General features: G+C 67.4%; 26 protein-coding genes. 5 read left to right on the top strand and 21 right to left on the bottom strand.

The window, feature by feature from the left end:
• Positions 1 to 82: 82 nt before the first annotated feature.
• From ABIB42_RS24865 to ABIB42_RS24850, 4 genes are all read right to left on the bottom strand, one after another.
• Positions 83 to 697 carry a PqiC family protein gene (locus ABIB42_RS24865; RefSeq protein WP_005670528.1) on the bottom strand — a complete coding sequence of 205 codons (615 nt, stop codon included), beginning with the start codon at positions 695 to 697 and terminating at the stop codon, positions 83 to 85.
• Positions 697 to 2,307, bottom strand: coding sequence for an intermembrane transport protein PqiB (locus tag ABIB42_RS24860; protein WP_005670527.1), 1,611 nt, complete (start codon positions 2,305 to 2,307; stop codon positions 697 to 699). Before ABIB42_RS24860 ends, ABIB42_RS24865 begins: the two co-directional genes overlap by 1 nt.
• Positions 2,300 to 3,586 (bottom strand): paraquat-inducible protein A, encoded by a 1,287-nt coding sequence (locus ABIB42_RS24855; protein ID WP_005670526.1) that lies wholly within the window; start codon positions 3,584 to 3,586, stop codon positions 2,300 to 2,302. The genes ABIB42_RS24860 and ABIB42_RS24855 overlap by 8 nt, the downstream gene beginning before the upstream one ends.
• A 100-nt stretch (positions 3,587 to 3,686) precedes the next feature.
• A complete protein-coding gene (locus ABIB42_RS24850) occupies positions 3,687 to 4,544 on the bottom strand; it encodes a hypothetical protein (RefSeq protein WP_429249170.1) in 858 nt (285 codons plus the stop codon).
• A gap of 243 nt (positions 4,545 to 4,787) precedes the next feature.
• On the opposite strand from ABIB42_RS24850, the gene ABIB42_RS24845 reads away from it, so the two are divergent.
• On the top strand, positions 4,788 to 5,858 hold the full coding sequence (locus ABIB42_RS24845) for an AI-2E family transporter (RefSeq protein ID WP_005670517.1): 1,071 nt from the start codon (positions 4,788 to 4,790) through the stop codon (positions 5,856 to 5,858).
• A gap of 49 nt (positions 5,859 to 5,907) precedes the next feature.
• Here the strand turns inward: ABIB42_RS24845 and ABIB42_RS24840 are convergent, their stop codons facing one another.
• The 14 genes from ABIB42_RS24840 to ABIB42_RS24775 form a co-directional block, all read right to left on the bottom strand.
• Positions 5,908 to 6,123 carry a hypothetical protein gene (locus tag ABIB42_RS24840; RefSeq protein WP_005670516.1) on the bottom strand — a complete coding sequence of 72 codons (216 nt, stop codon included), beginning with the start codon at positions 6,121 to 6,123 and terminating at the stop codon, positions 5,908 to 5,910.
• Between the two features lie 107 nt (positions 6,124 to 6,230).
• Entirely contained in the window at positions 6,231 to 7,160 is a 930-nt protein-coding gene (locus ABIB42_RS24835; protein ID WP_005670514.1) for a type II secretion system F family protein, read from the bottom strand.
• A gap of 21 nt (positions 7,161 to 7,181) precedes the next feature.
• Entirely contained in the window at positions 7,182 to 8,156 is a 975-nt protein-coding gene (locus ABIB42_RS24830; RefSeq protein ID WP_429249169.1) for a type II secretion system F family protein, read from the bottom strand.
• Between the two features lie 22 nt (positions 8,157 to 8,178).
• Entirely contained in the window at positions 8,179 to 9,567 is a 1,389-nt protein-coding gene (locus tag ABIB42_RS24825) for a CpaF family protein (protein ID WP_005670511.1), read from the bottom strand.
• Between the two features lie 17 nt (positions 9,568 to 9,584).
• On the bottom strand, positions 9,585 to 10,763 hold the full coding sequence (locus ABIB42_RS24820) for an AAA family ATPase (protein ID WP_005670508.1): 1,179 nt from the start codon (positions 10,761 to 10,763) through the stop codon (positions 9,585 to 9,587).
• A 17-nt stretch (positions 10,764 to 10,780) separates the two neighbouring features.
• Positions 10,781 to 11,023, bottom strand: a complete 243-nt coding sequence (locus ABIB42_RS24815; RefSeq protein WP_005670505.1) for a hypothetical protein — start codon at positions 11,021 to 11,023, stop codon at positions 10,781 to 10,783.
• Positions 11,024 to 11,025: 2 nt separating this feature from the next.
• A complete protein-coding gene (locus ABIB42_RS24810) occupies positions 11,026 to 12,468 on the bottom strand; it encodes a type II and III secretion system protein family protein (protein WP_429249168.1) in 1,443 nt (480 codons plus the stop codon).
• Positions 12,469 to 12,482: 14 nt separating this feature from the next.
• Entirely contained in the window at positions 12,483 to 13,334 is an 852-nt protein-coding gene (cpaB, locus tag ABIB42_RS24805; RefSeq protein ID WP_040778059.1) for a Flp pilus assembly protein CpaB, read from the bottom strand.
• Between the two features lie 4 nt (positions 13,335 to 13,338).
• Positions 13,339 to 14,694 (bottom strand): ATP-binding protein, encoded by a 1,356-nt coding sequence (locus tag ABIB42_RS24800; protein ID WP_174348365.1) that lies wholly within the window; start codon positions 14,692 to 14,694, stop codon positions 13,339 to 13,341.
• A gap of 8 nt (positions 14,695 to 14,702) precedes the next feature.
• Complete coding sequence (locus ABIB42_RS24795; protein WP_429249167.1) at positions 14,703 to 15,278, bottom strand: A24 family peptidase; 576 nt, start codon at positions 15,276 to 15,278, stop codon at positions 14,703 to 14,705.
• A gap of 81 nt (positions 15,279 to 15,359) precedes the next feature.
• The gene (locus ABIB42_RS24790; RefSeq protein ID WP_005670498.1) at positions 15,360 to 15,542 is read right to left on the bottom strand and encodes a Flp family type IVb pilin; all 183 of its coding nucleotides are present in this window, start codon (positions 15,540 to 15,542) and stop codon (positions 15,360 to 15,362) included.
• A gap of 35 nt (positions 15,543 to 15,577) precedes the next feature.
• A complete protein-coding gene (locus tag ABIB42_RS24785; RefSeq protein ID WP_267871923.1) occupies positions 15,578 to 15,712 on the bottom strand; it encodes a hypothetical protein in 135 nt (44 codons plus the stop codon).
• A 214-nt stretch (positions 15,713 to 15,926) separates the two neighbouring features.
• On the bottom strand, positions 15,927 to 16,580 hold the full coding sequence (locus tag ABIB42_RS24780) for a response regulator (RefSeq protein ID WP_429249166.1): 654 nt from the start codon (positions 16,578 to 16,580) through the stop codon (positions 15,927 to 15,929).
• A 24-nt stretch (positions 16,581 to 16,604) separates the two neighbouring features.
• On the bottom strand, positions 16,605 to 18,326 hold the full coding sequence (locus ABIB42_RS24775) for a sensor histidine kinase (protein WP_005670495.1): 1,722 nt from the start codon (positions 18,324 to 18,326) through the stop codon (positions 16,605 to 16,607).
• A gap of 89 nt (positions 18,327 to 18,415) precedes the next feature.
• On the opposite strand from ABIB42_RS24775, the gene ABIB42_RS24770 reads away from it, so the two are divergent.
• The 3 genes from ABIB42_RS24770 to ABIB42_RS24760 are packed head-to-tail and all read left to right on the top strand — an operon-like array spanning position 18,416 to position 20,863.
• Complete coding sequence (locus ABIB42_RS24770) at positions 18,416 to 18,889, top strand: TadE/TadG family type IV pilus assembly protein (RefSeq protein ID WP_429249165.1); 474 nt, start codon at positions 18,416 to 18,418, stop codon at positions 18,887 to 18,889.
• A gap of 26 nt (positions 18,890 to 18,915) precedes the next feature.
• Positions 18,916 to 19,533, top strand: coding sequence for a TadE/TadG family type IV pilus assembly protein (locus ABIB42_RS24765; protein ID WP_157225725.1), 618 nt, complete (start codon positions 18,916 to 18,918; stop codon positions 19,531 to 19,533).
• A gap of 1 nt (position 19,534) precedes the next feature.
• A complete protein-coding gene (locus ABIB42_RS24760) occupies positions 19,535 to 20,863 on the top strand; it encodes a TadE/TadG family type IV pilus assembly protein (RefSeq protein WP_040778056.1) in 1,329 nt (442 codons plus the stop codon).
• Positions 20,864 to 20,907: 44 nt separating this feature from the next.
• Here ABIB42_RS24760 and ABIB42_RS24755 read toward each other — a convergent pair whose 3' ends face one another.
• From ABIB42_RS24755 to ABIB42_RS24745, 3 genes are read right to left on the bottom strand one after another with little or no spacing between them, the layout of a single operon-like run.
• Entirely contained in the window at positions 20,908 to 23,229 is a 2,322-nt protein-coding gene (locus ABIB42_RS24755; RefSeq protein ID WP_429249164.1) for a xanthine dehydrogenase family protein molybdopterin-binding subunit, read from the bottom strand.
• A gap of 11 nt (positions 23,230 to 23,240) precedes the next feature.
• Positions 23,241 to 24,227: an FAD binding domain-containing protein gene (locus ABIB42_RS24750; protein WP_005670490.1), complete on the bottom strand. Its 987-nt coding sequence runs from the start codon at positions 24,225 to 24,227 to the stop codon at positions 23,241 to 23,243.
• The gene (locus tag ABIB42_RS24745) at positions 24,224 to 24,763 is read right to left on the bottom strand and encodes a 2Fe-2S iron-sulfur cluster-binding protein (RefSeq protein WP_005670489.1); all 540 of its coding nucleotides are present in this window, start codon (positions 24,761 to 24,763) and stop codon (positions 24,224 to 24,226) included. Before ABIB42_RS24745 ends, ABIB42_RS24750 begins: the two co-directional genes overlap by 4 nt.
• 164 nt (positions 24,764 to 24,927) lie before the next feature.
• Here ABIB42_RS24745 and ABIB42_RS24740 point away from each other — a divergent pair, with 164 nt between their 5' ends.
• Positions 24,928 to 25,173 (top strand): hypothetical protein, encoded by a 246-nt coding sequence (locus ABIB42_RS24740; protein WP_429249163.1) that lies wholly within the window; start codon positions 24,928 to 24,930, stop codon positions 25,171 to 25,173.
• The last annotated feature ends 265 nt before the right edge of the window (positions 25,174 to 25,438 follow it).

Genomic DNA, 25,438 nt, shown 5'->3' with positions numbered 1-25,438 from the left:
GCGCAGTCTACGTGCCCATATACGCCCTGTCCATGATTCGGCGCCATCCGGGCGCAAATCATGCATCCGGCATGACTGCAGATCAGCAGCCCGGCGCCCGTCCTTCCGCCTGGCCGCGTACATTGGCCGCGATCGCCGCGGCCAGCTTGTCCAACGCCGCGCGGTGGCCGGCCACCAGCGCGTCGTGACCTGTCCCCACCGGCTCCTGGAACACGCTGCGGCAGGTCTGCACCGCGCTGCCATCCAGCCGGCGCACGCTCCACACGGCGTCGACCAGGGCATAGGCGCCCGGACGCGATTCGAAGCGCTGGACGTCGGCGCCGATCCGGTACACCGCGCTGTCGTCCGGCGCCGCGCTGCGATAGACGTCGACTCCTCCCAGCCGGGCCGCGATATTGAGCGACAGGCTGTTGCCGATCTCCTCGGCCAGCGGCCCGGCCCAGCGGTGGTGTTCCTCGAGGTCGATCGTGCCTTCGCCGGTGCTGACCACCATTTGCGGCCGGCGCAGCTGGGCCGGCACCGTCACCGGCCGCATCTCGAAATACAACGGCGCGGCGCCGGCCGCCGGCGGCGTGACCGTCGCCGAACCGCCGCCCAGGGTATAGAAGCGGTCGACCGGCGTGCTGCTGCAGGCGGCCAGCGCGGCCGTGAACGAAGCGGTCGCAATCAGGCGCCATGGGCTGGTATACGGCATCATCAATTCTTCTCCTGGGGTTTGCCGCGGATGATCGACTGCGGATTGCGTTCGAGGTAGTCGGCCAGTGCATTGAGCTTGGCCATCGTGTCCGTCACTTCCTGCAGCGCCTGGCGCAAGTCGGACTGCAGCGGCGAGTCCTGCGCCAGCAGGTTCTCGGCGCGCGCAAAGGTAGCTTTAGCGGCGCTGAGCGTGCCCGTCATCTCCGGCAGCACCTCGCCTTCGAGGCGCGACAGGGTCGTATTCGCCTGCGCCAGCGTGCGGTTCAGGTTGGCGCCGATCTCGTCGAACGGCACCTTGTCCAGCTTGTTGGCGATGCGCGCCACCTGGCTTTGCAGCTCGTCGAGCTGGCCCGGCACGGTCGGCAGCACCACCAGCTCGCCCTGCTGGCCGATCGTGGCCTTGGCCGCGTTGGGGAAGAAGTCGAGCGCCACGTACAGCTGGCCGGTGAGGATGTTCCCGTTGCGCAGCTGCGCGCGCAGGCCGCGGCCCACCATCATGCCCATCATGTCCTTGCCCTCGCGGCCCTGGTTCAGGGCGTTCATGAAGTCCTGGCCCAGGCGGCCCGGGTACATATCGATCGTCACCGGCATATTGAAGCGGCGGCGCTCGCGATCCCATTCGATGCCGACGGTGCGCACCTCGCCCAGCGCCACGCCGCGAAAGTCCACCGGCGCGCCGGGCGCCAGGCCGCGCAGCGTCTGGTCGAAGTACAGCACCGCGCTGGTGGCCGGGCCGTCCGGCGGGCGCAAGGCCGCGGCGCGGTCCTCGGCCAGGCGGTAGCGGCTGCCCGCCGGCGCGGGCGCGGCCGGCTTCCTGCCGTCGGTGGACTCGAAGGCGATGCCGCCGGTGGCCAGCGCCGCCAGCGATTGGGTATTGAGCTTCAGGCCGCTCGCGTCCAGGCGCAGGTCGACGCCGCTTGCGTGGTACCAGCGGGTGTCCATGCCAACGAAGCCGATATACGGCTCCTCGACGAACACCGACATGTCGATGCCCTGGCCGGCCTTGTCCAGTTCGACCTTGGCCACCTGGCCGACGCGCACGCGCCGGAAGTAGACTGGCGAGCCGGGCGCCACCGAGCCCAGGCTGTCGGCGTGCAGCAGGTATTCACGGCCCTTCAGGCCGATCGGGATCGGCGGCGCCGTCTCCAGGCCGGTGAAGGCATTGCTGGAATCCTCGGACGTGCCGGGCGCGGCGCCGATATAGGGGCCGGACAGCAAGGTGCCGAGTCCCGACACGCCGCTGGCGCCGATCTGGGGGCGCACCACCCAGAAGCGCGAATCCTTGGCGGTGAAGCGGCCGGCCTCCTTGGCCATCTCGATCTTGGCCACCACCCGGTTGCCGTCCTCGGCCAGCGTCACCGACACCACCCGGCCGATGTCGACGTCCTTGTACTTGACCCGGGTGGTGTTGGCCTCCAGGCCTTCGCCGGTGGCGAAATACACGTAGACGGTCGGCCCCTTGTTGGTCACCCATTCGACCACCTGCCAGGCGCCGATGATGGCCGCCAGCAGCGGGATCAGCCAGATCAGCGACGGCAGCCAGCGGCTCGGGCGGTCGACGTCGGGCGAGGTAGGCCCCTGCGGCGGTCGGGCGCCGTCCGGTTCAGACATGTCGTTCTCCATTCGATTCAATAGGGTCCCAGATCAGGCGCGGGTCGAACTGGTGCGAGGCGACCATGGTCAGGATCACCACGCAGCCGAAAGCGATCGCGCCGGGGCCGGCGGTGATCGTGACCAGCGCATCGAAGCGCACCAGGGCCACGGTCAGCGCGACCACGAAGATGTCGAGCATCGACCAGCGGCCGACGAATTCCACCGCCCGGTAGGCGCGGGTGCGCGCCAGCGGCGCGGCGCGCGAGCGCAGCTGGGCGGTGGCGTTGAGCCAGGCCAGCGCCACCAGCTTCGACACCGGCACGACGATGCTGGCGATGAAGATGATGATGGCCAGGCCGGGCGAGCCGGTGTTCCAGAACAGCAGCACGCCGCTCATGATGGTGTCGCCCTCGGCGCCGCCGCCGATCATGCGCGAGTACATCACGGGCAGCAGGTTGGCGGGAATGTAGAGCAGCGTGGCCGCGGCCAGCATCACCCAGGTCCAGCCGATGCTGTTCGGGATCCGGCGGTGCAGCGCGGCGCCGCAGCGGCGGCAGTGGCAAACACCGTCCTTCGAGCGCTGCCAGGGGTGGCCGTTGACCAGGCCGCAGGCGCGGCAGGATACGAGGCTGTCCGGCGCGTGGGCGACGGAGTAGGCCCCGGCTTCCTGCCGCGGGCGCGGCGCCAGGCGGTCGGCCAGCTCCCACAGCGCCTTGGGTTCGTAGCGCATCACGAGCGCGCACAGGATGGTCAGTACGCCGAAGGCGAACAGCCCCGGATGCGGCACGACCCGCGCCAGGCTGGTCATCTTGATGACCGTGATCAGGATGCCGATCATCAGCACCTCGGTCATGGCCCAATAGCGCGCGCCCTGGACCACCCGCAGCACGAGATCGAAGCCGGGAACGCGCCGGCCGCGCCGCAGGCCGATGGCGACGTACAGCAGCGCGCCCAGTTCCAGCCCCGGGAACACGATGGCGCACAACAGCACCATGGCCGCGACCACCTGCATCCCCGCGTCCCACAGCACGGCCACCGCCCGCAGCAGGGTGGCGCCGGTCGCCATGCCGCCCAGTTCGAGGGTGACGATCGGAAAGCTCTGGGCCAGCAGGTAGACCAGCACGGCGCCCAGGGTCAGCGCCACCAGCGAGTCGGCGCGGCGCAACGGCCCGCCGGCATGCCAGCGGTAGAGTTCGTGGCGGCAGCGCGTGCAGCGCGCGCGCTCGCACGAGTTCAGCGGCTCCCGGTGGTACAGGCAACCGCAGTCATGACAGCCGATCAGATGCTCCGCGCTCAATCGTTCTCCTCGCTCTGCTACATTAGTGCTTTCGCACTATGTATTATGACCGGAAGCAATTGAGCGTGTCTTTTCGATCGTATCGCGTGTGTCCGGTGGGTCAGAAGCGGACCTTGATGAAGGCCGACGGTCCCTTCAGTTTCAGGTCGAGGTCGGCGGTGCGGTCGCCGTTGCGGTGCAGGTCGATCTTCTGCACGTTGTAGTCGAGCACCAGGCCGACGTTCTTGTGCGGGAACCATTCGACGCCGACGGCGCCGTTCCAGATATGGCCCTCGACCGTGCCGCCGTTCTTCTTGATGCCGGACGCGTCGACGTAGAAGCGCCATTGCTCATTCAACTGATGGCGCCATGCCAGCTCGACGGTCGGCGCCCAGACGCTGTCGCTGCCCGAGGCCGAACCGCTGAACGCGTAGTTCTCGACCGGATTCGAGGCGCTCAGGTTGGCCTCGGCCGAACCCGAGATCTTGGCGCGCAGGTAGGCCGCGCCCAGGCCGACGCCGAAGGCATTCCGTTCCTTGCCCATCCACCATTTATAGGCAAAGCGGGCCATTTCGAGGCGCAGGTCGGCGTCGGCGGTGATGGTGCCGCTGACCGGACGGCCCTCGTAGACGGTGTCGCCGCTGGCGCTGCCGGCCCAGTCTTCGTCGAAGCGGAAGTAGTCGAACGACAGGCCATGGCTGTCGCCGATCAGCATCTCGGCCTTCACGCGCGGCAGCGTGACGTCGTCGATTTTTTCGTCGGGCGTGTCGATGCGGCCGTAGTCGGTGTCGCCGCCCAGGTGGATCTTCGGCTCGGCGTAGAAGGCGCCGGCCGAGATGCTCATGCGGTCGAGGGCTGGCGACTGCTGGGCCTGTGCCATGCCGGCGCTTGCCGCGCCCAGCAGGATGGCGCCCTTCAGGGCCGAGACGAGTGTGGTGTGAACGGTGGACAGGGTGGTGCGCGACGCGGTGCGGGACATGGAGCTCTCCGATAAAAAATGTTATTCAAGGCCCGCCAGACTACGTCTTGACGCGGCGACATTTATTATCGCAAAATGTCATTTAAACAATGCGCACGATTGAAATGACTTCGTGGTCAACAAGCGACACTTCACCAAAAGTCGAAACATATGTTAGCTGGCGTACCGCGCCACGCAAAAGGCGGTCACATAGGGGATGGCATGGTTTATCATCAGGAAACATCAACCACTTCCACCCCGCCGATGAAGCAATACACGCTGCCGCAGAACTCCTTCCTCCTGTTACTGGCGATCGTGACGATCGCATTCTTCTGGGTGCTGCTGCCCTATTCCGGGGCCGTGTTCTGGGGCGTGGTGTTCGCCATCCTGTTCGCACCGCTGCAATCGCGCCTGCTGCGCGCGACCAAAGGGCGGCCAACCGCCGCCGCCCTGCTTTCGCTGCTGGTGATCGTCCTGATGGTGCTGTTCCCGCTGGCCCTGATCACCTCGTCGCTGATCAATGAAGTCACCGCCATCTACGCCCGCGTCAGCGCCGGCCAGGTAAATTTTGCCTCTTACTTCAACCTCGTGATCCGGGCGCTGCCGGACTGGGCGATCTCGCTGCTCGAACGTTTCGAACTGACGAACCTGGCTTCGCTGCAGGAAAAGATCACCGAAGGCGCGGCCCAGATCAGCCAGGCCACGGCGCACTATGCCCTCAATATCGGCCGCAATACGCTGGACTTCGTGGTCAGCATGACCATCATGCTGTACCTGCTGTTCTTCCTGCTGCGCGACGGCCGCATCCTGGCGGCGCGCATCCAGCGCGCGGTGCCCTTGTCAAGCGAATACAAGGGCCGCCTGTTCCAGAATTTCACCACGGTGATCCGGGCCACGGTCAAGGGCAATGTGCTGGTGGCGATGGCCCAGGGGGCGCTGGGTGGCCTGATCTTCTGGGCGCTGGATGTCAGCGGCGCGCTGCTGTGGGGCGTGGTGATGGCCTTCCTGTCGCTGCTGCCGGCGGTCGGCGCGGCCCTGGTGTGGGCGCCGGTGGCCGTCTACTTCCTGGCGACCGGCGACATCTGGCAGGGTGTCGTGCTGGCCGCCTATGGCGTGCTGGTGATCGGCCTGGTCGACAACATCCTGCGCCCGATCCTGGTCGGCAAGGACACCAAGCTGCCGGACTACGTGATCCTGCTGTCGACGCTGGGCGGCATGGCCTTGTTCGGCCTGAACGGTTTCGTGATCGGGCCGGTCATCGCGGCGCTGTTCATCGCGGCCTGGGACCTGTTCTCGCGGGCGGACGAGTTCCACGAACCGTCGGAAGCGCCATAAACAGAACGCCCCGCTCGAGGCGGGGCGTCGTCAAGCTGGCGCAGCGCGATTACTTCGCTTGCGCGTGCGCTTCCAGGCGGCGGGCGACGGCCGGAGAGACGGCATCGGCGCCGCGGGTCATGCGGTACAGGGCCCAGACGTCGCCGGCATCGGCGCCGCGGGCGACGGCGCCAGGAGCTGCTTTCGCGCGCACGAAGTTGGCGAGGGTGTCAGCGAAGGCGGACAGTTGAGCAACGAAACTTGGGCGGAGCGACAGGGTCGACATGATTTTCTTTCGTGTGTGATCTGGTATGACTCCAGTATGCGCTCCCTGAGATAGAAATCAAATTGCGATCCATGATGATCGCCATTCACAAATCATCTATCTTGCGATCAGGTCGCCACCGTCATCACCGACCGCATGATCTGCAACACCGCCGGTCCCAGCAGCACGACCAGCAACGCCGGGAAGATGCAGAAGATCAGCGGAAACAGCAGCTTGGTCGCGATCTTGGCCGCCTTTTCCTCGACCAGCTGACGGCGCCGCGTGCGCAGCTGTTCGGATTGCACGCGCAGCGCGGTGCCGATGCTGGTGCCGAAGCGCTCGGCCTGGATCAGCATCTTGGCCAGCGCGTCGACGTCCTCGACGCCGGTGCGCAGCGCCAGGTTGCGCAGCGCCTTTTCCTTGCTGCTGCCGGCGCGCAGTTCCAGCGTCACCAGTTGCAGCTCCTCGGCCAGCACCGGGCTTTTCAGGCCGATCTCGTTGCCGACCCGCGCCAGCGCCGCGTCCATCGCCAGGCCCGCCTCGACGCACACCGTCATCAGGTCCAGCGCGTCGGGGAAGCTCTCGAAGATCTCGCGCTGGCGGTTGGCAATCCGGCGCTTGAGCGCGATGTCCGGCACGTAGTAGCCGATGGCAGCCGAGCCGACCAGGTACAGGAAGGTCAGCACCAGCGGGCGTTCGTTATGGTGCGGCAGCGCGATGTACACCATCAGCGGCAGGCCGATCGTCAGCGCGGTCTTCCCGGCGTGGAACAGGCCCGGCACCGATGGCGCGCGCCAGCCGGCGTTGATGAAGCGCAGGCGCACCGGCGAGGTTTCCCAGCCCTCGGCCGGCACCGACAGCTTCGCCAGCGGCTCGGCCAGGCGCGCCAGGCGCACGCTCCAGCCGTCGGCGCGGCTCGTGCGGGGCGTATCGCGTTCGTCGAGCGCCACCAGGCGCGCCTTCACGGGGTCGCGCGTCAGCAGCAGCATGGCCGCCACGGCGATCCCGAACACCAGCACGAACATCGCCGCCAGCATCACGATTTGAGGCATCGTCATCTTGTTGAATCCTGAAAGTTCTTACATGCGGATGCGCACGATCTTGCGGATCGCCAGCACCCCGAAAGTCATCATGCCCAGCGCCGCGCCAGTCAGCTGGCGCCCCACCGGATCGTTCACCAGCACGCCCATCGTCTCCGGATTGACCGCGTACATCATGATTCCGGCGCCGAACGGCAGCAGGCACAGCACCCAGGCCGAGATCCTGCCTTCCGCCGACAGCACGCGCACCTGGCCGGCCAGCTTCTGGCGGTCGCGCACGATGCCCGAGATCGAGGCCAGCAGTTCGGTCAGGTTGCCGCCGCTCTCGCGCTGGATCAGCACCGCGACCACGAAGTACTGCAAGTCCATGCTCGGCACGCGCTGCGCCAGGTTGTTCAGCGCATCGGCCATCGAGACGCCGAAGTTCACTTCGTCGAAAGCCGTCTTGAATTCCTCGCCCAGCGGCGCCGCCACTTCGTCGGCCACCAGCTTGAGCGCGGTCGGGAAGGCATGGCCGGCGCGCATCGCGCGGCCCATCATGTCCAGCGCCTCGGGCAACTGGCGCTCGAAGCGCACCATGCGCTGGTCGCGTGCGCGCACCAGGCGCAGCAGCGGCAGGCCGGCCGCTCCGACAGCGCAGCCCAGCACCGCGGGCAGCGGCAGGCGCAGCGCCAGCGCGGCCACCAGGCCGGCGCCGAAGCAGGCGGCGCACACGGCCAGCAGCGAGGCCACCAGCTGGCCGCTGCCGGCCTGCACCAGCATGCGGTCGAGGCGGCGCGCCAACGGCAGGCGGCGCAGCAGCGGCTCGAGCTCGGGATTGTCGGACAGCCGGCGATCCTTGGTGATGGTGACGTCTTCCTGGCGGGTATCGCTCTTGATGACGCTGCGCAGGCGCCGCGCGACGCGCTCGGCCTCGGGGTCGCGGCTGGCTTGCCAGGCGGCGTACACGCCCCAGACCAGCAGCATGACGGCCGCGAACAGCATCAGGATGAACAGGATGAAGGTGGTGTCCATGTCGGTTTTTCGCTCAGCGGGCTTAGAAGCGCGGCTCGAAGATGTGCGGCGCCAGGTTCACGCCGAAGGTGCGCAGGCGCTCGGCGAAATGCGGGCGCACGCCGGTGGCGCTCGACTGTCCGATCACGGCGCCGTCGTCGGCCACGCCGGTCTGGCGGAAGGTAAAGATCTCCTGCATCGTGATCACCTCTCCTTCCATGCCGGTCACTTCCGAAATCGACAGCACCTTGCGCTTGCCGTCGGTCAGGCGCGAGACTTGCACCACCACGCCGACCGCGGACGCGATCTGCTGGCGCATCGCTTTCGGCGGCAGGTTCGGCGCCGCCATGCTGATCATGTTTTCAAGGCGAGTCAGGGCGTCGCGCGGTGTGTTGGCGTGGATGGTCGCCATCGAGCCCTCGTGGCCGGTGTTCATGGCGCCCAGCATGTCCATCGCCTCTTCGCCGCGCACCTCGCCCAGGATGATGCGGTCGGGGCGCATCCGCAGCGCGTTTTTGACCAGCGCGCGCTGGCTCACTTCGCCCTTGCCCTCGATATTGGCGGGACGGGTCTCCAGGCGCACCACGTGCGGCTGCTGCAGCTGCAGCTCGGCCGCGTCTTCCACCGTCACCACGCGCTCGCTATGGCTGATGAAGCCCGAGATCACGTTGAGCATGGTGGTCTTGCCGCTGCCGGTGCCGCCCGAGATCAGGATGTTGACCTTGGCCTTGCCGAGGCCCTGCAGCACCTCGGCCATGTCGGCCGTCATGCTGCCGTAGGAGACCAGGTCGGCCAGGCGCAGCGGATCGGCGGAAAAGCGGCGGATCGACATCACCGGACCGTCGATCGCCAGCGGCGGGATGATCGCGTTCACGCGCGAGCCGTCCGGCAATCTAGCGTCGACCATCGGGCTCGATTCGTCGATGCGGCGGCCCACGCGCGAGACGATCTTGTCAATGATCTTCATCAGGTGGGCGTCGTCGGTGAAGGTGACGTCGGTCAGTTCCAGCTTGCCGCGGCGCTCGACGTAGACCTGCTTGTGGGTATTGACCAGGATATCCGACACGCTCGGATCGGCCAGCAGCGGCTCCAGCGGACCGAAGCCCAGCATCTCGTTCTGGATGTCGCGGGTCAGCGTCTTGCGCTCGGCGTCGTTGATGACGACCATCTCTTCTTCGAGCAGGCGCTCGACCAGCAGGCGCAGCTCCTGGCGGATCTGGTCCTGGTTCAGGCGCTGCATGCTTTCCAGGTCGACGCGGTCGAGCAGCGCCTCGTGGATGCGGGCCTTGAGCTGGTGGTAGGCGCGGTTGTCGATCGGGCCGCCGCGCTGGGCGACCGGACGCGCGATGGCGCCGGCGCCAATGCTCGTGGCGGCGCCGCCGTTCATGCTGGCCAGGCGTTCACGCAGGGAGGCTGGGGGCATCGGGTTCATGTCGGTCTTTCTCTATCTCAGACGTCGGTCTTGCGCCGTTTGAACAGGCGCGCCATCAGGCCCGCGCTCTGCACCGGCGCGGCTTCGCCGGTCAGGCCGCGCGCCATGGTCATCAAGGCCAGGCTCAGCTGGCTGTCCGGCGCCAGGCGCGTGACCGGCACGCCCTGGTTGACCGACTTTGCGGCGGCGTCGTAGTGGTTCGGCATCGTGCGCAGCTGCGTGGTGTCGAACGCCTCTTCGAGGTCCTTCAGGCGGATGTCGCTGTTGTTGTCGTGGCGGTTGACGATCAGCTCCACCTTGTCGCTGCCGTATTCCAGGTTGCGAAACACCGTCAACAGGCGCTTGCCGTCGCGGATATAGGGCAAGGTGGTCTGCAGCACCGGGTAGATGGTGTCGGCATGGTCCAGCGCGCGGATGCTGACCGGGTCCAGGCTGCGGCCGACGTCGAGCACGATGAAGTCGTACTGGCGGCGCGCCAGCTTGATGATGGCGTCGATGTGCTCGGGCTTGACGTCGCTGGCGTGGGCCGGATCGGACGGCGCGGCCAGCACGCTGAAGTTCGGCGTCACACTCACCATGCTCGAGGACAGGAAGGACGGGTCCAGGCGGTGGATCTGCGTCGCGACGTCGGACAGCGTGGCCAGCGGCTTGCTGTCCGAGACGAACAGCGAGGCGTCGCCGAACTGCAGGTTCATGTCGATCAGCGCCACGCGCTTGGCGCCGCCGGCGCTCAGGGCATAGGCCAGGTTGGTGGCCAGGAAAGTCGCGCCGCTGCCGCCCTTGCACGAGATGAAGGCCAGCACCCGGCCCTGGGCCGCGCCCTGGCTGCCCAGCTTTTCGGCGACGTGGTCGACCGCCGCGATCAGGTCGGCGGGCTGCGGACGGGCCGCCAGCACCTCGCGCACGCCGGCGCGCATCGCGCGCAGCAGGAAGTCCTGCGACTGGTCTTCGGACAGCACGATGAAGGCCATGCGCGGGAACAGGTGGCCCAGGCGCTCCAGCTGGTCGAGCTCGCCTTCGTCGGCGCGCGGCGCATCGACGATCAGGAGGTCGGGCACGGCCTCGTCGGCCATGGTCGACAGGCGCGCGGCGGTGCCGGCGATCATGTCGACTTCGTCGCTGCCCGGCCGGGCGCGCAACTGGCGCGACAGCTCGATCAGGTGGCGCTCGTCGCGCGAAAGGACTGCGATCTTCATGGTGGCTCTCTGGTCTCTTATTTGCCGAACGCGCTGGCGTCGCCCTGCGAGGTCGGCGTCACGTAGGAGTTCTGGTAATTGGCATAGGCGGCGACGGCGGCGCGGGCGTCACTGCCCCGCTCCACACGCGGCCGCGGCGGCATCGTCTGGCTCGCGATCATGGCGCGCACGCTGTCGCCATTGGTGGCAGGACCCTCGGTGGCGCAGCCGGCCAGGATGCCCAGGGAGGCCAGCAGGCTGGCGCACAGGATGGTTTTCATGATCATTCCTTCGAAGTGGAAGTGGCGCGCTTGCCTTCATGCTGGCCGCCGAGCAGGAACTCGGTGCGGCTCGGCTGCACGTAGTGGTCGGTCGGCAGCGCCGGCACGGCTTCCATCGGCTTGGCCAGGCGCGGCGTCACGATGAACACCAGCTCGGTGCGGTCGTTCTGGAAGTCGCTGCTGCGAAACAGCGTGCCCAGCACCGGCACTTCACCCAGGAAGGGGAAGCGCTTGATGTTGCTGGTCACGTTGTTGCGGATCAGGCCACCGATGGCGAAGCTCTGGCCGTCCAGCAGCTGCACCGTGGTCGAGGCGCGGCGGGTGGTGAACGACGGCAGGATCGCGCTCGCGTTGCCGCTGCCGCCAGGCGAGATGCCGATGCCTTCGCGGTTCAGTTCCGACACTTCGGGCGCCACGCGCAGGTTGATGCGGCCACCGGCCAGCACGGTCGGGGTGAACTTCACGGCCACGCCATATTCCTTCTCTTCGAGCGTGATGGTGGGCGTGCCGCCGCCGGACGACTGGGCGACCGGAATGAAGATCTTGCCGCCGGCGAGGAAGCTCGCCTCCTGGCCGCTGACGGCCATCACGTTCGGCTCGGCCAGGATCTTGACCAGGCCGTCGCGCTTCTCGCCGTCGATCGTCAGTTCCTTGATGCCGGCGCCGACGCCGCCGATCGAGCCGGCGCCGCCGCTCAGCAGGCTCGAAACCACGCCATAGGTCCAGCTGCCGTTGGTCTTGGTGTAGCCCGCCTTGGCGCCTAGCTGGTCGACCAGCGACTTCGACACTTCGGCGATCTTCACTTCGAGCATCACCTGCTGCGGGGCGGCGATCGACAGCATATTGAGCACCTTGGCGCCAGCCGACGGCGCCGCGCCGCCGGCGCTTGCGGCCGCGGGGGCGCCGACGCCGGCCGGCGACGGGCTGCCCGCACCGCTGTTGGAGTCGGCGCCGGACGATCCGATCGCCTGGAAGGCCGTCGCCAGCTCCACCAGCTGGCTGGCCACGGCGGCGTCGCTCACCATGCCGGACAGGATCAGGGCGTTGCCGCTGCTGCCGATGCGCACGTCCTTCTCTTGCGGGAACAGGGTGTCGAACTGGCTGCGCAGGGCCGAGGTGTCGACGCCGACGGCGATGTCGATCACGGTCGACTTCTTGTCGCGGCCCGACACGATCAGGTTCGTGGTGCCGACGCTGCGCGCCACGATCACCACCTCGCCCGAATTCGGGACCACCACGTTGGCCACTTGCGGGTCGCCCACGGTGACCTGGCTGGCCGGCGTGCAGAAGCGCTTGATGACCGATTTGCCGCGCACCAGCTCCAGGCGCGGAGCGGCGTCGCTGCGCAGGTCGATGCAGTCGGCGGCGGATGCCAGGCCGGCCTGCACCGCCAGCGCCAGGGTCAGGCTCGAAACCAGCAGGGTTTTATTGAACGATGGATTCATGATGGGGTCTTCAATCAAAAGCTTTGCGAAGCGGCGTCCAGGCCGCGGATCACGAGCACGCCGTCGCCGCGCGGGGCGCTCTGGCGCACCGGGGCTGCCGCACGCGGCGCCGGTTCATAGGCAGGTTCGTGGGCGACCGCGGGCGCCGGCGCCGGGCTGCGCTCGGGCAGGCCCAGCACCGACTCGCGGGTGGCGCCAGTGGTGGCCGCCGGCTGCGGGTCGACCTGGTTGCGCAGCACCAGCGACAGTTCGCCGATCGAACGCGCCAGATCGAGCTTTTCGACCTCTTCCGGGGTCAGTTCGAGCGTCACGGCGTTCACCACGCGCGGCTTGCTGTCGTCGACCGTCGATTCCTGGGCCACGGCCAGCACCAGGATCCGTTCCAGCACGATCTTCGAAATCGACGGCGAGGCAGCCAGGTCGCTGCCGGTGGCCTGCAGGTTGACCAGGATGTCGACGTAGTTGCCGGGCAGCGCGAAGCCGGCCACGCCGACCACGTCGTTGACGCGCACCGTCATGGCGCGCTTGCCGGCGCTGACCACGGCCGACAGGCCGCCCAGGGTGCCCTTCGGCGCCAGTTTCGATTCGGTCACCGGCTCGCCGACCAGGATCTCGGCGCGCGCGATGCGGCCTTCGAGGGCCTTGGGATCAAGGATCGCGCCCGGCGGCACCGAAGTCGCCGGCCAGTCGGCCAGTTGCAGGCTGGTGGGCGCCAGGCGCGAGCCCTGGTTGATGTTGGCGACCGCCACCACGACGCGGGTGCCGGACGGGCCTTGCTCGCCCATCCATTTGGCGGCCATCACGACCGCGCCCAGCGCCAGGACCAGGGCCACGCCGATGATCAGGAAGGCTCGCGAACTTGTCACAGATTTACGCATTGTTGTACTCCACGGCGCCGCGTTCGCGGCGCTCAAGCTCCAAGGGGCGGCCGGCGGCGCCGGCGGCGAAATAGTTGTCCCAGGCCCAGTCGATGGTCTGGCGGTTCAATTCGGGGGCGCGCTCTTCGTAGCGCGCCAGGTCGCGCAGCTGGCGTACCAGGTCGCGTGGATAGCAGGCCAGCAGCGGCACCTTGCGCTCGCCGTGGCGCGCCAGCAGGTAGTCGAACGCCGCGACGTCGAACGTCACACCGGCGCCGGCGCAGGCCTGGCGAAACAGCGTCGCGTATTCATCGAGCGACGCCGCCGGCACCTCGATCTTGTAGCCCAGGCGGCGCAGGAATGCGCCGTCCGACAGGCGCTGCGGCACGAAGTTCGACGAGAACACGACGATCACGTCGAACGGAATCTGGAAGCTGTGGCCGGTGTGCAGGGTCAGGTAATCGACGCTGCGGTCCATCGGCACGATCCAGCGGTTCATCAGGGCTTCCGGGGTGCAGCGCTGGCGCCCCAGGTCGTCGATGATGAAGATGCCGTTGTTCGACTTCAGGTGCGGCGGGGCCTGGTACAGGCGGGTATGCGGGTCGAAGCGCAGGTCGAGCATGTCCAGGGTCAGCTCGCCGCCGGCCAGCGCCGCCGGACGGCGCACGCCGCGCACCCAGCGCGCGTCCGGCGCGCTGCCGCGATCCAGTCCCAGCCCCGGGGCCACGCCTTCGTCGGCCGCCACGTGCTGCACGGCGTCGAAGAAGGGAATCACCTCGCCGTCCACCATCAGGGCGTGCGGCACCGCGATCGTGCCGACCAGCAGGTCGCGCAGGCGCTCGGCCAGGTAGGTCTTGCCGCTGCCGGCCAGGCCGTGCAAGAAGATCGCGCGCCCCGAATTCATCGCCGCGCCCAACTGGTCGAGGACCAGCGGATTGACCACCACGCCTTCGAAAGCGGCGGCCATGGCGGCGCGCGTCACTTGCATCGCCGCCACGCTCTGGGCCTGCACCTGGGCGGTATAGGCCGCCAGGGTCACCGGCGCCGGACCGGCATAGGCGTTGCGGGCGACCGCATTGGCGGCGCGCGCGCGGCCGGCGTCGGTCAGGATGTACGACAGATCGGCGTCGGTGCCGCTGCTTCCCACCCGCGCGATCTCGCACAGCTTCTCGGCGCGCAGGAATGCCAGCAGTGGATCGATGACGCTGACATTGAGTTTCAGGTGGCTGGCCAGTTCGGCCAGGCGCAATTGGCCGCGCTGGAACAGCACTTTCGAGATCAGTTCGGCCAGGAACAGGAACGGCAGGCCGGTCTCGTCGACGGTGCGCGGGGCGCGATTGTCGGCCGGGGCCAGGAGGTTGTTGCTCACGGTCTGGTTCACAACGGCAGCTCCCCGTGCACACGGATCCACAGCACGCAGCCGACCGTGGCGACGGCGATTGCCACCGCGTACGGCAGGCGGCCGCTGGCTGCCTCCGGCGGCGTGACCGGCGCGGCGATGCTGACTGCCAGTGCCGAAAAAGCGCTGTGCATGGCCATGTGGTAAGCATTGCCGACCAGACGGCGCAGACTGCCCTGCCATGCCGCGAACGCCAGCGCCAGCAGGCCGCCGGCCACCAGCGTGACCAGGCCCACGGTCAGAATCTGGCCGGCGCCCACAAAAGCGCCCACCATCGCCAGCAGCTTGACGTCGCCGGCGCCCATCAGGCGCAGCGCATACATCGGCAGCAGCAGCGCCAGGCCCAGGCCCCAGCCGCCCAGCGACTGCAGCAGGCCCAGGCTACCTGCCTGCGGTCCGAACAGGCCCTGCCCCTGCGGCAGCAGCGCGTGCAGCGCGAACGCCGCCAGCATGCCGGGAAACACGATGGCATTCGGGATGCGGCGCGCACGCACGTCGTGCCAGACGGCAGCGCCGAGCAGTGCAAACAGCAGCAGGAGTGGCAGGGTTGTCAAGTTTGGCTCCGGTCAAAAAAAATCCGGCACGAAACTTCCGTGCCGGATGGGGGCCGACTGGCGGCGGCCGCTAAACGACGATCAGGCGCCGGTCGGGGTCTTCGCCGAAATACGGGCGGCCAGGGTATTGAACAGGGTGCTGATGTTGCCACCCAGCAGGCTGACAGCGGCGATGATGACGCCGGCGATCAGCGAGGCGATCAGTGCGTATTCGATTGCGGTGACGCCGTCTTCTTCTTTGATCAGGTTGGCGATGAAGTTCATGGTGGTTCCTTTCAGTGATATGAATGAGTTGGGCTTTATGCGCTCGTCCACACGGCCAGCGCCGCAATGAAGCAGACGACTGCGAGCAGGACGCTCAGGACCAGGTACGACATCGCCGGGCTGCCGCTTCTTTCGTAATGCTGCTCCGGGTTATCTTCCTTGTCGTACACGTTCGCTCCTGTCCTCTTGCCGCCGTACCGCATGAAACGATACGCAGCGCATGGGTTGAATCTTACGGATCGGCACTTTCGTTGCCATCCGTCAAAACTACCTTTTTGAGGGGGACTTCTTGCCGTGGCGGTCTAGGACATATGTCCTGGACGCCGTGTGGGAGGGGGACGACAGGATGTGGGGCGCCCCCGGGTGGGGCGCCGACGGGTACGGTCAGGACAGGCCGTGCTTGGTGGCGTAGACGTATAATTCGAGGCGGTTCGCCACGTCCAGCTTCTGGTAAATCGTCGTCAGGTGGTTGCGCAGCGTGCGCTCGGAGATGAAGGCGCGCTCGGCCAGGTCCTTGTTCAGGGCGCCCTTGCCCTGCACGATCATGCCGATCACCTCGCGCTCGCGCGCCGTGAGCGAGGCGATGCGCTGGGCTTCCGGATCGGCCTTCGGGCTTGGGGCCACCAACTGGCCCAGCAGGGCCTGCATCAGCGTCTGGTCGAGCCACAATTCCCCGCCATGCACCTTGCGCACGGCCGCCAGCACATCGTCGGTCGGCGCCTCCTTGCTGACCACGCCGCGCGCGCCGGCCTTGACCGCCGCCGCCAGCGTCGCCTGGTCACGGTTGGCGCTGAGGATCACGACCTTGCTCGTCCCGTTCTCGATCAGCGCCGGCAGGAAGTCGATCGAACTGCTGCCTTTCAGGTCGAGATCCAGCAGCACGATGTCGGGCTTGAACTCGGTGCACAAGGCCCTGGCCTCGATGCCGTCGCTGGCGCTGCCGACCAGCTGGAAAGCGTCGCCCTCGGCCTGGATCAGGCGCTCCAGGCCCCACAACATGGTTTTATGGTCGTCGACCAGCAAGATACGAATGGTCATGGTTCTCCTTGAAACTTGGCGTGTTCAGATCGGAATGCGGATGCGCAGCAGGGTCTGGCGGCCGTCGGCCTCGACCTCCAGCTTGCCGCCCAGGCCCTGGACCCGCTCGGCGATCGAGCGCGGCACGAAAGGCGCCGCGGCCTGTCCGGCCACGGCCGCCGGGTTGAAAATATCGATGGCAAGCAGACCGCCCTCTTCTTCGACCACCACGCCGGCCGTGCGCGCCCGCGTATGTTTGCAGATGTTGCTGATGCCTTCGGTGACGATCTGGAACACCTCGGCCGCCATGCGGTCGTTGATGCCGCTGTCGGCATGCATTTCCAGCATCACGTCCAGGCCATAGAAGGTTTCCACCTGGCGCAGCTGGCGCCGCAGCGCGATCAGCAGTTCCGGTTCTTCCTGGCGCCCGCTGCGAAAACGCTGGGCGAAGTCGCGCATGTCGCCGATCACGCCCGAGCACATCGCCATCAGGCGGTCCAGCTCGGGCGCGACCGGACTGTCGTCGCCGGCCTGGTTGCGGATCGCGGCCACCGCGTGGCGCAGGCCGATATACGGCTGAATTGTGCTGTCGTGCAAGTCGCGGGCGATGGTCTGGCGCTCGCGAAACGCCGCTTCCGACGCCAGCCGGTCGAGCAGGTCGATGGTTTCGATGACCGGGAACGCCTGTTGCACGATGTGTTTCAGGAAACTGGCATCGCTGCGCTTGAGCCGCGCGCCGGTGACGATGATCAGGCCTCTGCCCTTGCGCAGAGGCAGCGTGGCGCTGATGAAGCCCTCGGCATCGAGCAGGTCGGCGACGTGGCCGCAGGCATCGGGATCGGCCCGGCGCCACTCGCGCGTGTCCTTGCCCTGGTGTAGCGCCGTGGCCCGGCCCAGCACGAACAGGCCGAAGTGGCGCGGCGGCGCCTGGTACAGGCTGGCGCCATCCTCGAGCCCGAGCAGCGGCTCGATGTCGGCCTCGTCCGGCCGGCTGCGGCTGATCGCGCGCGCGCTCTTTGGATGGTGGGCGGTGCTCATCACCCAGCGCTCATGGCTGTCCTGCATCAGCAGCACGCAGCTGTCGGCGCCGTAGAAGCGCAGGATCTTTTCCATCAGGGAGTCGAGGGTGTGCTGCACCCCGAAGCGCGGATTGGACAGGCGGCTGACGTCGCGCAGCAACGCCAGGCGCCGGCGCTGGTCGACCGCCAATCCGCCCCAGAACGCGACCATATAGCCGAGCGCCAGCACGAAGGTCGCGCGCAGCAGCAGGATGTGCAGCGACGCCAGGCCCTGCGCCGCCAGCACCGACAGCGCCACCACGCCGACCGAACCGAGGGTGAGCTTGGCGCCGGCGTCGAAGCCGTGGCGGAACGAGGCGGCCAGGATGGCGAAGAAGAAGAACGAAAAGAAGGGGCTGGCGCTGCCGCCGCTGGCCCAGACGATCACGCCATACCAGGCGATGTCGATCCAGTACACCAGCGGGCCGTGCGAAAAGCCGGCGCGGTAGCCGGCGATCGCCAGCAGGGTCAGGCTGTGCAGGACATAGGCCGCGAACACGGCCCAGGTCCATTCGCCCGAGACCGTCACGCCGCCCGGCCCGATATACAGCGTGAGCAGCGCCGACACGGCCAGCAGCACGCGCATGCCGAACACCATCCACACTTCGGCGTCGGCGGAGGCCACACGCTGCTCGGCGCTCGACTGGCCCGTGCGCGCGCGGACCGTTGAACGAAGGAAGGAAGGGACGATGCTAGCTAGCCAATTCATGTTGTGCGGCGCCGACAGCGGCGTTGAATCCTTTCTAAAAGCGATGCGGGAAATGATTTTTGCCCTGTAGAATCCCCGAAGCTTACCGCATGCCAAGTCATACTTTCCGTAAAAATTCCTGGATGACGATGTATTCCCTTCCCCGACGTCAGTCCGGCGCCACGATCGTCGAAATGGCGATCATTGCACCGGTGTTCCTGCTGGTGCTGGTCGCGATCATCGAGCTCAGCATGATGTTCTTCGCGACCCTGACGATGCAGTATGCGGTGCGCGAAGGCGGCCGCTACGCCATCACCGGCCAGACTGCCGATCCCAATGTCGTCATCGCCAGGATCCGCGACAACTCGATGGGGATGTTCGAACGCACCTCGGCCCAGGTCTCGGTCAACGGCACCAGATATGCGACCTACGGCAAGGGCATGTTCGGCGCACCCGGCGACATCCTCGTGATCCAGCTCGACTGCGGCTGGCCGGTGACGACACCGATTTTGTCGAGCTTTTTCACCGATGGCACTTACCGCTTCTCCGTCGCAGCCACCATGCGTAATGAGATATTCCCATGACGCAATTTAGAATGCGCAAATCCGTCATGACTGTACCGAAAATCCGCAAATCCGAGCGCGGCGTTGCGGCGGTCGAGCTCGCCCTGCTGCTGCCCATGCTGGTGATCCTGGCGCTGTGCGCCATCGACGGCGCCCGGGCACTGCAGGCGAACATCATCATGACCAATATCGGGCGCGAGGGCGCCAACCTGGTGGCGCGCGGCGGCACCGACCTCGAGGACGGCAGCCAGGACATCATTTACGCGGTGATGTCCAGCGCGCCGCCACTGAATGTCAATCAGCAAGGGATGATGTACATTACGCGCGTGATGGGCGTGACCGGGACGGGCGGAACGCGCAGCGTGGTGCTGGACCAGTACCGCTGGGACGACGCCGCGCGCAACCTCGGCGCCCGAAAGAGCACTTACCAGCCCACCAGCCGCGTCTATGCCTGCGGCTCGTGGAACAGCGCCGGCAAGTGCAGCAGCATCAGCAGCGCGTCGCGACCGGCCGTGTCCGTACTGACGGGCAAACTCGACGATGGAGAAATCGTCTACGTGGTCGAGACTTTCTACAAGTTCGACATGCTCGTCAGCGCATTTACCTTCCGCAAGGATGCCCTGCCCACCTTCGGGCCCGACCTGTATTCCATGAGCGTGTTCTGATATGCGTCCGATTCTTCACCGGCAGCGCGGCGCTGTCGCCATCATGGTGGCCATCGCCATGCTCGTCCTGCTCGGCGTGGTGGGCCTGACCATCGACGCCGGCCTGGCTTACCTCATCAAGGCGCGCCTGAACGCGGCGGTCGATTCGGCCGCCCTGGCCGGCGCCCGCGCCGTCACCACCGGCAATAACCAGGCCGAGCAGACCGCGAGCGCGCGCGCCGCAGCAGCGGATTTCTTCGCGGCCAATATCCCCGACAATTACCTGCTCTCCGCGCCGAGGATCCTGAGCACGAACGTGACCTTCAAGGGTGGCCAGGCGATCATCGACGTCGACGCCGATGCGAAGATGCCGGTGTCGATCATGCAGGTGATGGGCTTCGCGTCGCTGACCCCGGTGGCGACGGCGCAGACCATCCGCAACGACCTCGACATGATGCTGGTGGTCGACACATCGCGCTCCCTGCTCGGTTCGGCCTCTACCGTGAAGACCTCGGCGAAAAGCTTCCTGAACAAGTTCAATGTAACGCAGGATCGGGTCGGGCTGGTGCATTTCGCTTACGGCGCCGAGGTCGATAATCCAATCAACCGCTCGGCGCGGGGGTTCACCCGTAGCGCGCTGACCAAGAATATCGACGGTTATGTGTTCGACGGCGGCACCACTTCGGTCGAGGGGATGTGGAACGCCCGCGATGAACTGAACGCTATTCCGCTTAGCAACCGCTCGTCGATGCGCGTGATCGTCTTCTTCTCGGACGGCGCCCCGACCGGCCTCGCCTCGAAATTCACTTTCCGCAACCCGCTGGACTGCACCAGCGCCGGCGCCATCGATGCGGCCGGTGTCGGCCTCAACAAGATCGGGACCAGCGACCTGGCCCCGGTCAGCACCGGTTGCCAGATCTATCGCAGTGGCGCATGGCAGACGCGGCGCTTGCCGGACTGGTACAACGCCCATGACGACAAACGGGAATTTCCCATCGTGGGCAGCCATCCGCGTACAGTCACTGCCGATATCAGTTCGCTCGACGTCATCGATCGAAACGTCGAGCTCGCTTCGCGCAACCTCGCGGAAGCGGTCGCCGCGAAGGCGCGCGAGGAGGGCATCTTCGTGTTTACGCTCGGTATGGGCTCGGCGCTGAAGACGACCGGCGATTACGACAAGGCCAATACGGGAGAAATGATCCTGAAGTGCATGGCCAACGTGGCCGATGCGCCGAAGCGTTGCTACAGGCCGGAACAACCGGTCGGCATGTACTGCTACGCCGCCACCGACGCCGACCTGACGCCCTGCTTCTCGCGCCTGGCCTCGGCCATCCTGCGCATCTCGAAATAAGCGCCCGAGCGCCCGGCGGCGGCCGGGGCGCCCTCGCCGCCCGATCACATCAGTTTATCGAGCGTGATCGGCAGCTCCCTCACCCGCTTGCCGCAGGCGTTGTAGATCGCATTCGCGATCGCCGCCATGGTGCCGGTGATGCCGATCTCGCCGACCCCGCGCATGCCGGCCGGCGCATGCGGATCGGGAATGTCGAGCCACATCACCTCGACCTCCGGCACGTCCAGGTGGGCCGGCACGTGGTATTCCGCCAGGCTGGCATTGACCACACGCCCGTTGCGCTCGTCGAGATGCGTCTCTTCCATCAGCGCCGCGCCCAGGCCCATGATCATCCCGCCCCGCAACTGGCTGGCGGCGGTCTTGGCGTTGAGGATGCGGCCGACGTCGAAGGAACCGAGCAGGCGCGTCACGCGCGGCTCGCCGGTGACGACATTGACCCGCGCCTCGCAAAAGATCGCGCCGTACGAATGCATCGACCAGTGCTCGCTTTCCTGCGACGGCGGCGCCTTGGCCGTCACCTCCACTTCGTCGCGGCCGGCCCGCGCCAGGATGTCGGCGTAGCTTTCCCAGCGCTCGGCATCGTCGACCTTGCACAGGCCGCCGTCGCGCGAGCGCACTTGTTCCAACTTCAGGCCCGCCAATGGCGAATCGCGTCCGGCCAGCTTGAGCAGCTCGGCGCACAGCGCCGCGTGCGCCGCCTTAACGGCGGCAGCGACCACGGCCGTCTGCTGCGAGCCGCCGGCCAGCACCGCGCCCGGCAGCGCCGAGTCGCCGTAGCCGAAACTCACCTTTTCCATCGGCAGCCCCAGCCGCACCGCGCACAGCTGGGTTTGGGCGGTGGCCGTGCCCATGCCCATCTCGTGCGCGCCGACCGACACCCGTGCGTGGCCGTCGCGAGAAAGCACGATGCGGGCCGCCCCGCCTTCCATCCGATAGTAGGGAAAGACCGCGCTGGCGCAGCCCAGGCCGACCAGCCATTCGCCCTCTTGCCGCATGCGCGGCTTCGTGTGCCGCTCCTGCCAGCCGAAGGCCTGGGCGCCGGCGCGATAGGCTTCGATCAGGTGGCGCGACGAGAACGGCGTGCCCTCGATCGGGTCCTGCACCGGCTCGTTGCGCCGGCGCAGCACGATCGGGTCGATGCCCAGCTGGTCGGCCAGCTCGTCGACCGCGCTCTCGAGGGCGAACGACCCCACCGATTCTCCCGGCGCGCGCATCGGGACGTTGGCGACCATGTTCATGGTCACCTTCTGCACCTCGAGCTTCATGGCGGGGGCCGCATACAGGACCCGTGCGTTGTGGATGAACGGCTCGGGCATGGCATTGTATTCGGTCATCACGGCCACGCCGGTGTGGATCAGCGAAACGAAGCGGCCGTCGCGGTCGGCGCCGATGGCCACCCGCTGCTCGGTCGTCGTGCGCCCGCCGACGGCGCGACACACGCCTTCGCGCGACAGCATGATGCGCACCGGCCTGCCGGACAGCTTCGACGCGGCGGCGGCCAGCAGATGGTGGCGCCACACCAGCTTGCCGCCAAAGCCGCCGCCGACGAAGGGCGACGTCACCCGCACCTGTTCCTGCGCGATGCCGAACACCTGGGCCAGCGTGAAGGCGGCATTGACGACGCCCTGGGTCGAGTCGTGGACCCGCAGGACGTCGCCTTCCCAGGCCACCGTCACCGCGTGCAGCTCGATCGCGTGATGGTTCTGGCGCGGGGTGCGGTAGACCAGATCGACCCGCTCCCCCGCGGACGCCAGCGCGGCCTCGGCGTCGCCGACGATGTCCTGCAGCGGCTCGCCCATGAACTCGGCCACTGTCGCGCCGGCCGCGCGCGCGGCTTCCATGGAAGTCACCCCGTCCTCGGCGGCGTAGCGCACGCGCACCAGGGACGCGGCATGGTCGGCCTGCTCGCGCGTCTCCGCCAGCACCACCGCCACCGGCTGACCGTTCCAGTGCACGCGGTCGTCCTGGAACACCGGTAGCGCATCCCCGCTGCCTCCCAGCGGCTCGCGCATCAGGAGCGGCGGCGGCTGCATCTTCGGCGCATTCAGGTGGCTCATCACCAGCACGACGCCGGGCGCCGCCTCGGCCCCGGCGACGTCGATGGCGGCAATGCGTCCTTTCGCCACCGTGCTGTACACGAGGGCGCCATGCACCATGCCGGCCGGCGCGAACTCGGCGGCATATCTCGCCTCGCCCCTGACCTTGACGGGGCCGTCGAGGCGCGACACCGGCGCGCCGATCAGCGGATCGTCGCTGGAAGCGAGCGGATCGGGCTTGCCGCCAGTGACGTAGCGGTCGGGCGCGAGCGCCACCGCCTTCTGCATGATCGCCTGCCCGGCCTTCTGGATGTTCTGCACGATTTTCATACTCGAGCTCCTCAGGAATGGACGGTGGCCAGGCGGTCGAGCACGGCCACCATCATGCGCTGGGCCAGAGGGATCTTGAACGCGTTGTCGCGCAAGGGCTTGGCGTCGGCCATCTCGGCCCGCGCCGCGGCCTCGAAATGGACCGCGTCGGCCGGCTGGCCGCGCAGCATCTGCTCCAGCATCGCGGCGCGCCACGGCTTGTGCGCCACGCCGCCCAGGGCCAGCCGCACGTCGCTGACCACCCCGTCTTGCACCTCGAGCGCGGCCGCCACCGACACCAGCGCGAACGCATAGCTGGCGCGGTCACGCACCTTGCGGTAGGTGGAGTTGGCGCCGAAGGCCAGCGCCGGGATCTCGATCGCCGTGATCAGTTCGCCGGGCTGGAGGACGGTTTCGCGCTCGGGATGGTCTTCCGGCAGCAGGTGAAAGCTGGCGAACGGCACCTGGCGTGCCTCGCCCACGCCCTGCAGGTGGACCACGGCGTCGAGCGCGGCGAGCGCCACGCACATATCGGACGGATGGGTGGCGATGCAGGCGCTGGAGGCCCCCAGCACCGCATGCATGCGGTGCACGCCCTGGAGCGCGTCGCAGCCCTCGCCCGGATTGCGCTTGTTGCAGTGGGCGCCCTCGCGGTCGTAGAAATAGGTGCAGCGGGTGCGCTGCAGGACGTTGCCGGCGACGGTGGCCATGTTGCGGATCTGGCCCGATGCGCCGGAAGCGATGGCGCGCGCCAGCAGCGGAAAGCGCGTACGCACCGCGCGGTGTTCGGCCAGCGCCGTGTTCCTGACGGCGGCGCCAACCAGCAGGCTGCCGTCGGCACGCTCGTCGATCTGCTGCGACAGGCCGCTGACGTCGACCAGCTGCGCCGGCCGTTCGATGGTCTCGCGCATCAGGTCGACCAGGTTGGTGCCGCCGCCAAGATAGCGGCTGCCCGCCGCCGCGCCCTGGCGCACGGCGTCCTGCACGTCCTGGGCGCGGGCGAAGGTGAACGGGTTCATGACGCCTCCCCGGCCGGCGCCCTGGCGTGCAGCTGCACATGGTGTTCGGTCACCGCGGCCACGATGCCGTTGTAGGCGCCGCAACGGCACAGGTTGCCGCTCATGCGCTCGCGCACTTCTTCTTTGCTGAGCGCGATCGTCTCGAGGCCGAGGTCGTCGGTGACGTAGCTCGGCACGCCGCGCCGCAGCTCGGCCTCCATGCCCAGCGCCGAGCAGATCTGCCCTGGCGTGCAATAGCCGCACTGGAAGCCATCATGTTCGATGAACGCTTGCTGCAGGGCGTGCAGCTGGCCGTCGCCCGCCAGCCCCTCGACCGAGGTGATCGCGCGGCCCTGGTATTGCACGGCCAGCGCCAGGCAGGACAGGATGCGCTGCTCGCCGTCGAGCAACACGGTGCAGGCGCCGCAGGCACCCTGGTCGCAGCCCTTCTTGGTGCCGCTCAGGTGCAGGTGCTCGCGCAGGAAGTCGAGCAGGGAAACGCGCGGGTCGCTTGGCAGTGCAACGGCGTTTCCGTTGATGGTGATGGTGGTCGACACGGTAAAGACTCCTTCTCGGGTGGCGGTCGCCTGCCTGCACATCGTGCTGAAAAACATGCGGAAAGTGACCGTATGTGTTCCGATAACGAGTACCAAGTGTAGAGTCGGCCGTGCCGAAAAGGCGCACGCTTGGGGCCCAGGATGGGCGTTCGGAGGATCGTGCAATGCGCCGCTTCGCGTCCGGAGCCGCCGTGCTGATCGAGACCGCCACGGGGTCGCTGGCGGGAAAGGATTCGGCAAGCGCTTCGTCGAGCGCCGCTTCCTCGTGCGGGTCCCGGCGCCCAGGCATGGCGCCGCCGGTTTGCCGGCGCGACGACGTCCTGCGCTGGTTCGCGCCGGGTTTCGACATGTTCATCGGTTCGCTCCATTCGATGCGGCCGGCCCACGGCGCCCGCTTTGTCTCAATGTAGTGCAGCGCGGGCGGCTGCGCCAGTAAAGAATCCATCCTTCGCTACCTTGAGCGTTCGCCGGCCGCGCGACAAGAAGTAAATACACGGGCTGCGACACAGGGCTGCGCAACCACGCCGGCGGTGCTGCCCACGTCCGCCACCACCGATCGTGTGGCTGCCGGCTCTTCCTTCCGGTGTTTGTCAACGTAGTTGTCGCGTCATCTCAAGCTGCTTGCTGTAGTGCTTCTGGCCGAATCCGTTCCGGATTCAACCAGACTTGATCGTC

The organism is Massilia sp. UYP32 (assembly GCF_050434365.1).
GTDB lineage: Bacteria > Pseudomonadota > Gammaproteobacteria > Burkholderiales > Burkholderiaceae_D > Telluria > Telluria timonae.
Note: the sequence above shows the minus strand (reverse complement) of the source record. Positions and strands in the feature narration are given on the sequence as shown.

Bases quoted from the DNA above. Each gene is read 5' to 3' on its own strand.
- ABIB42_RS24865 (WP_005670528.1), bottom strand. From the start codon at position 697: ATGATGCCGTATACCAGCCCATGGCGCCTGATTGCGACCGCTTCGTTC.
- ABIB42_RS24860 (WP_005670527.1), bottom strand. From the start codon at position 2,307: ATGTCTGAACCGGACGGCGCCCGACCGCCGCAGGGGCCTACCTCGCCC.
- ABIB42_RS24850 (WP_429249170.1), bottom strand. From the start codon at position 4,544: ATGTCCCGCACCGCGTCGCGCACCACCCTGTCCACCGTTCACACCACA.
- ABIB42_RS24845 (WP_005670517.1), top strand. From the start codon at position 4,788: ATGAAGCAATACACGCTGCCGCAGAACTCCTTCCTCCTGTTACTGGCG.
- ABIB42_RS24840 (WP_005670516.1), bottom strand. From the start codon at position 6,123: ATGTCGACCCTGTCGCTCCGCCCAAGTTTCGTTGCTCAACTGTCCGCC.
- ABIB42_RS24835 (WP_005670514.1), bottom strand. From the start codon at position 7,160: ATGACGATGCCTCAAATCGTGATGCTGGCGGCGATGTTCGTGCTGGTG.
- ABIB42_RS24830 (WP_429249169.1), bottom strand. From the start codon at position 8,156: ATGGACACCACCTTCATCCTGTTCATCCTGATGCTGTTCGCGGCCGTC.
- ABIB42_RS24825 (WP_005670511.1), bottom strand. From the start codon at position 9,567: ATGAACCCGATGCCCCCAGCCTCCCTGCGTGAACGCCTGGCCAGCATG.
- ABIB42_RS24820 (WP_005670508.1), bottom strand. From the start codon at position 10,763: ATGAAGATCGCAGTCCTTTCGCGCGACGAGCGCCACCTGATCGAGCTG.
- ABIB42_RS24815 (WP_005670505.1), bottom strand. From the start codon at position 11,023: ATGAAAACCATCCTGTGCGCCAGCCTGCTGGCCTCCCTGGGCATCCTG.
- ABIB42_RS24810 (WP_429249168.1), bottom strand. From the start codon at position 12,468: ATGAATCCATCGTTCAATAAAACCCTGCTGGTTTCGAGCCTGACCCTG.
- ABIB42_RS24790 (WP_005670498.1), bottom strand. From the start codon at position 15,542: ATGAACTTCATCGCCAACCTGATCAAAGAAGAAGACGGCGTCACCGCA.
- ABIB42_RS24780 (WP_429249166.1), bottom strand. From the start codon at position 16,580: ATGACCATTCGTATCTTGCTGGTCGACGACCATAAAACCATGTTGTGG.
- ABIB42_RS24775 (WP_005670495.1), bottom strand. From the start codon at position 18,326: ATGAATTGGCTAGCTAGCATCGTCCCTTCCTTCCTTCGTTCAACGGTC.
- ABIB42_RS24770 (WP_429249165.1), top strand. From the start codon at position 18,416: ATGCCAAGTCATACTTTCCGTAAAAATTCCTGGATGACGATGTATTCC.
- ABIB42_RS24765 (WP_157225725.1), top strand. From the start codon at position 18,916: ATGACTGTACCGAAAATCCGCAAATCCGAGCGCGGCGTTGCGGCGGTC.
- ABIB42_RS24760 (WP_040778056.1), top strand. From the start codon at position 19,535: ATGCGTCCGATTCTTCACCGGCAGCGCGGCGCTGTCGCCATCATGGTG.
- ABIB42_RS24755 (WP_429249164.1), bottom strand. From the start codon at position 23,229: ATGAAAATCGTGCAGAACATCCAGAAGGCCGGGCAGGCGATCATGCAG.
- ABIB42_RS24750 (WP_005670490.1), bottom strand. From the start codon at position 24,227: ATGAACCCGTTCACCTTCGCCCGCGCCCAGGACGTGCAGGACGCCGTG.
- ABIB42_RS24740 (WP_429249163.1), top strand. From the start codon at position 24,928: ATGCGCCGCTTCGCGTCCGGAGCCGCCGTGCTGATCGAGACCGCCACG.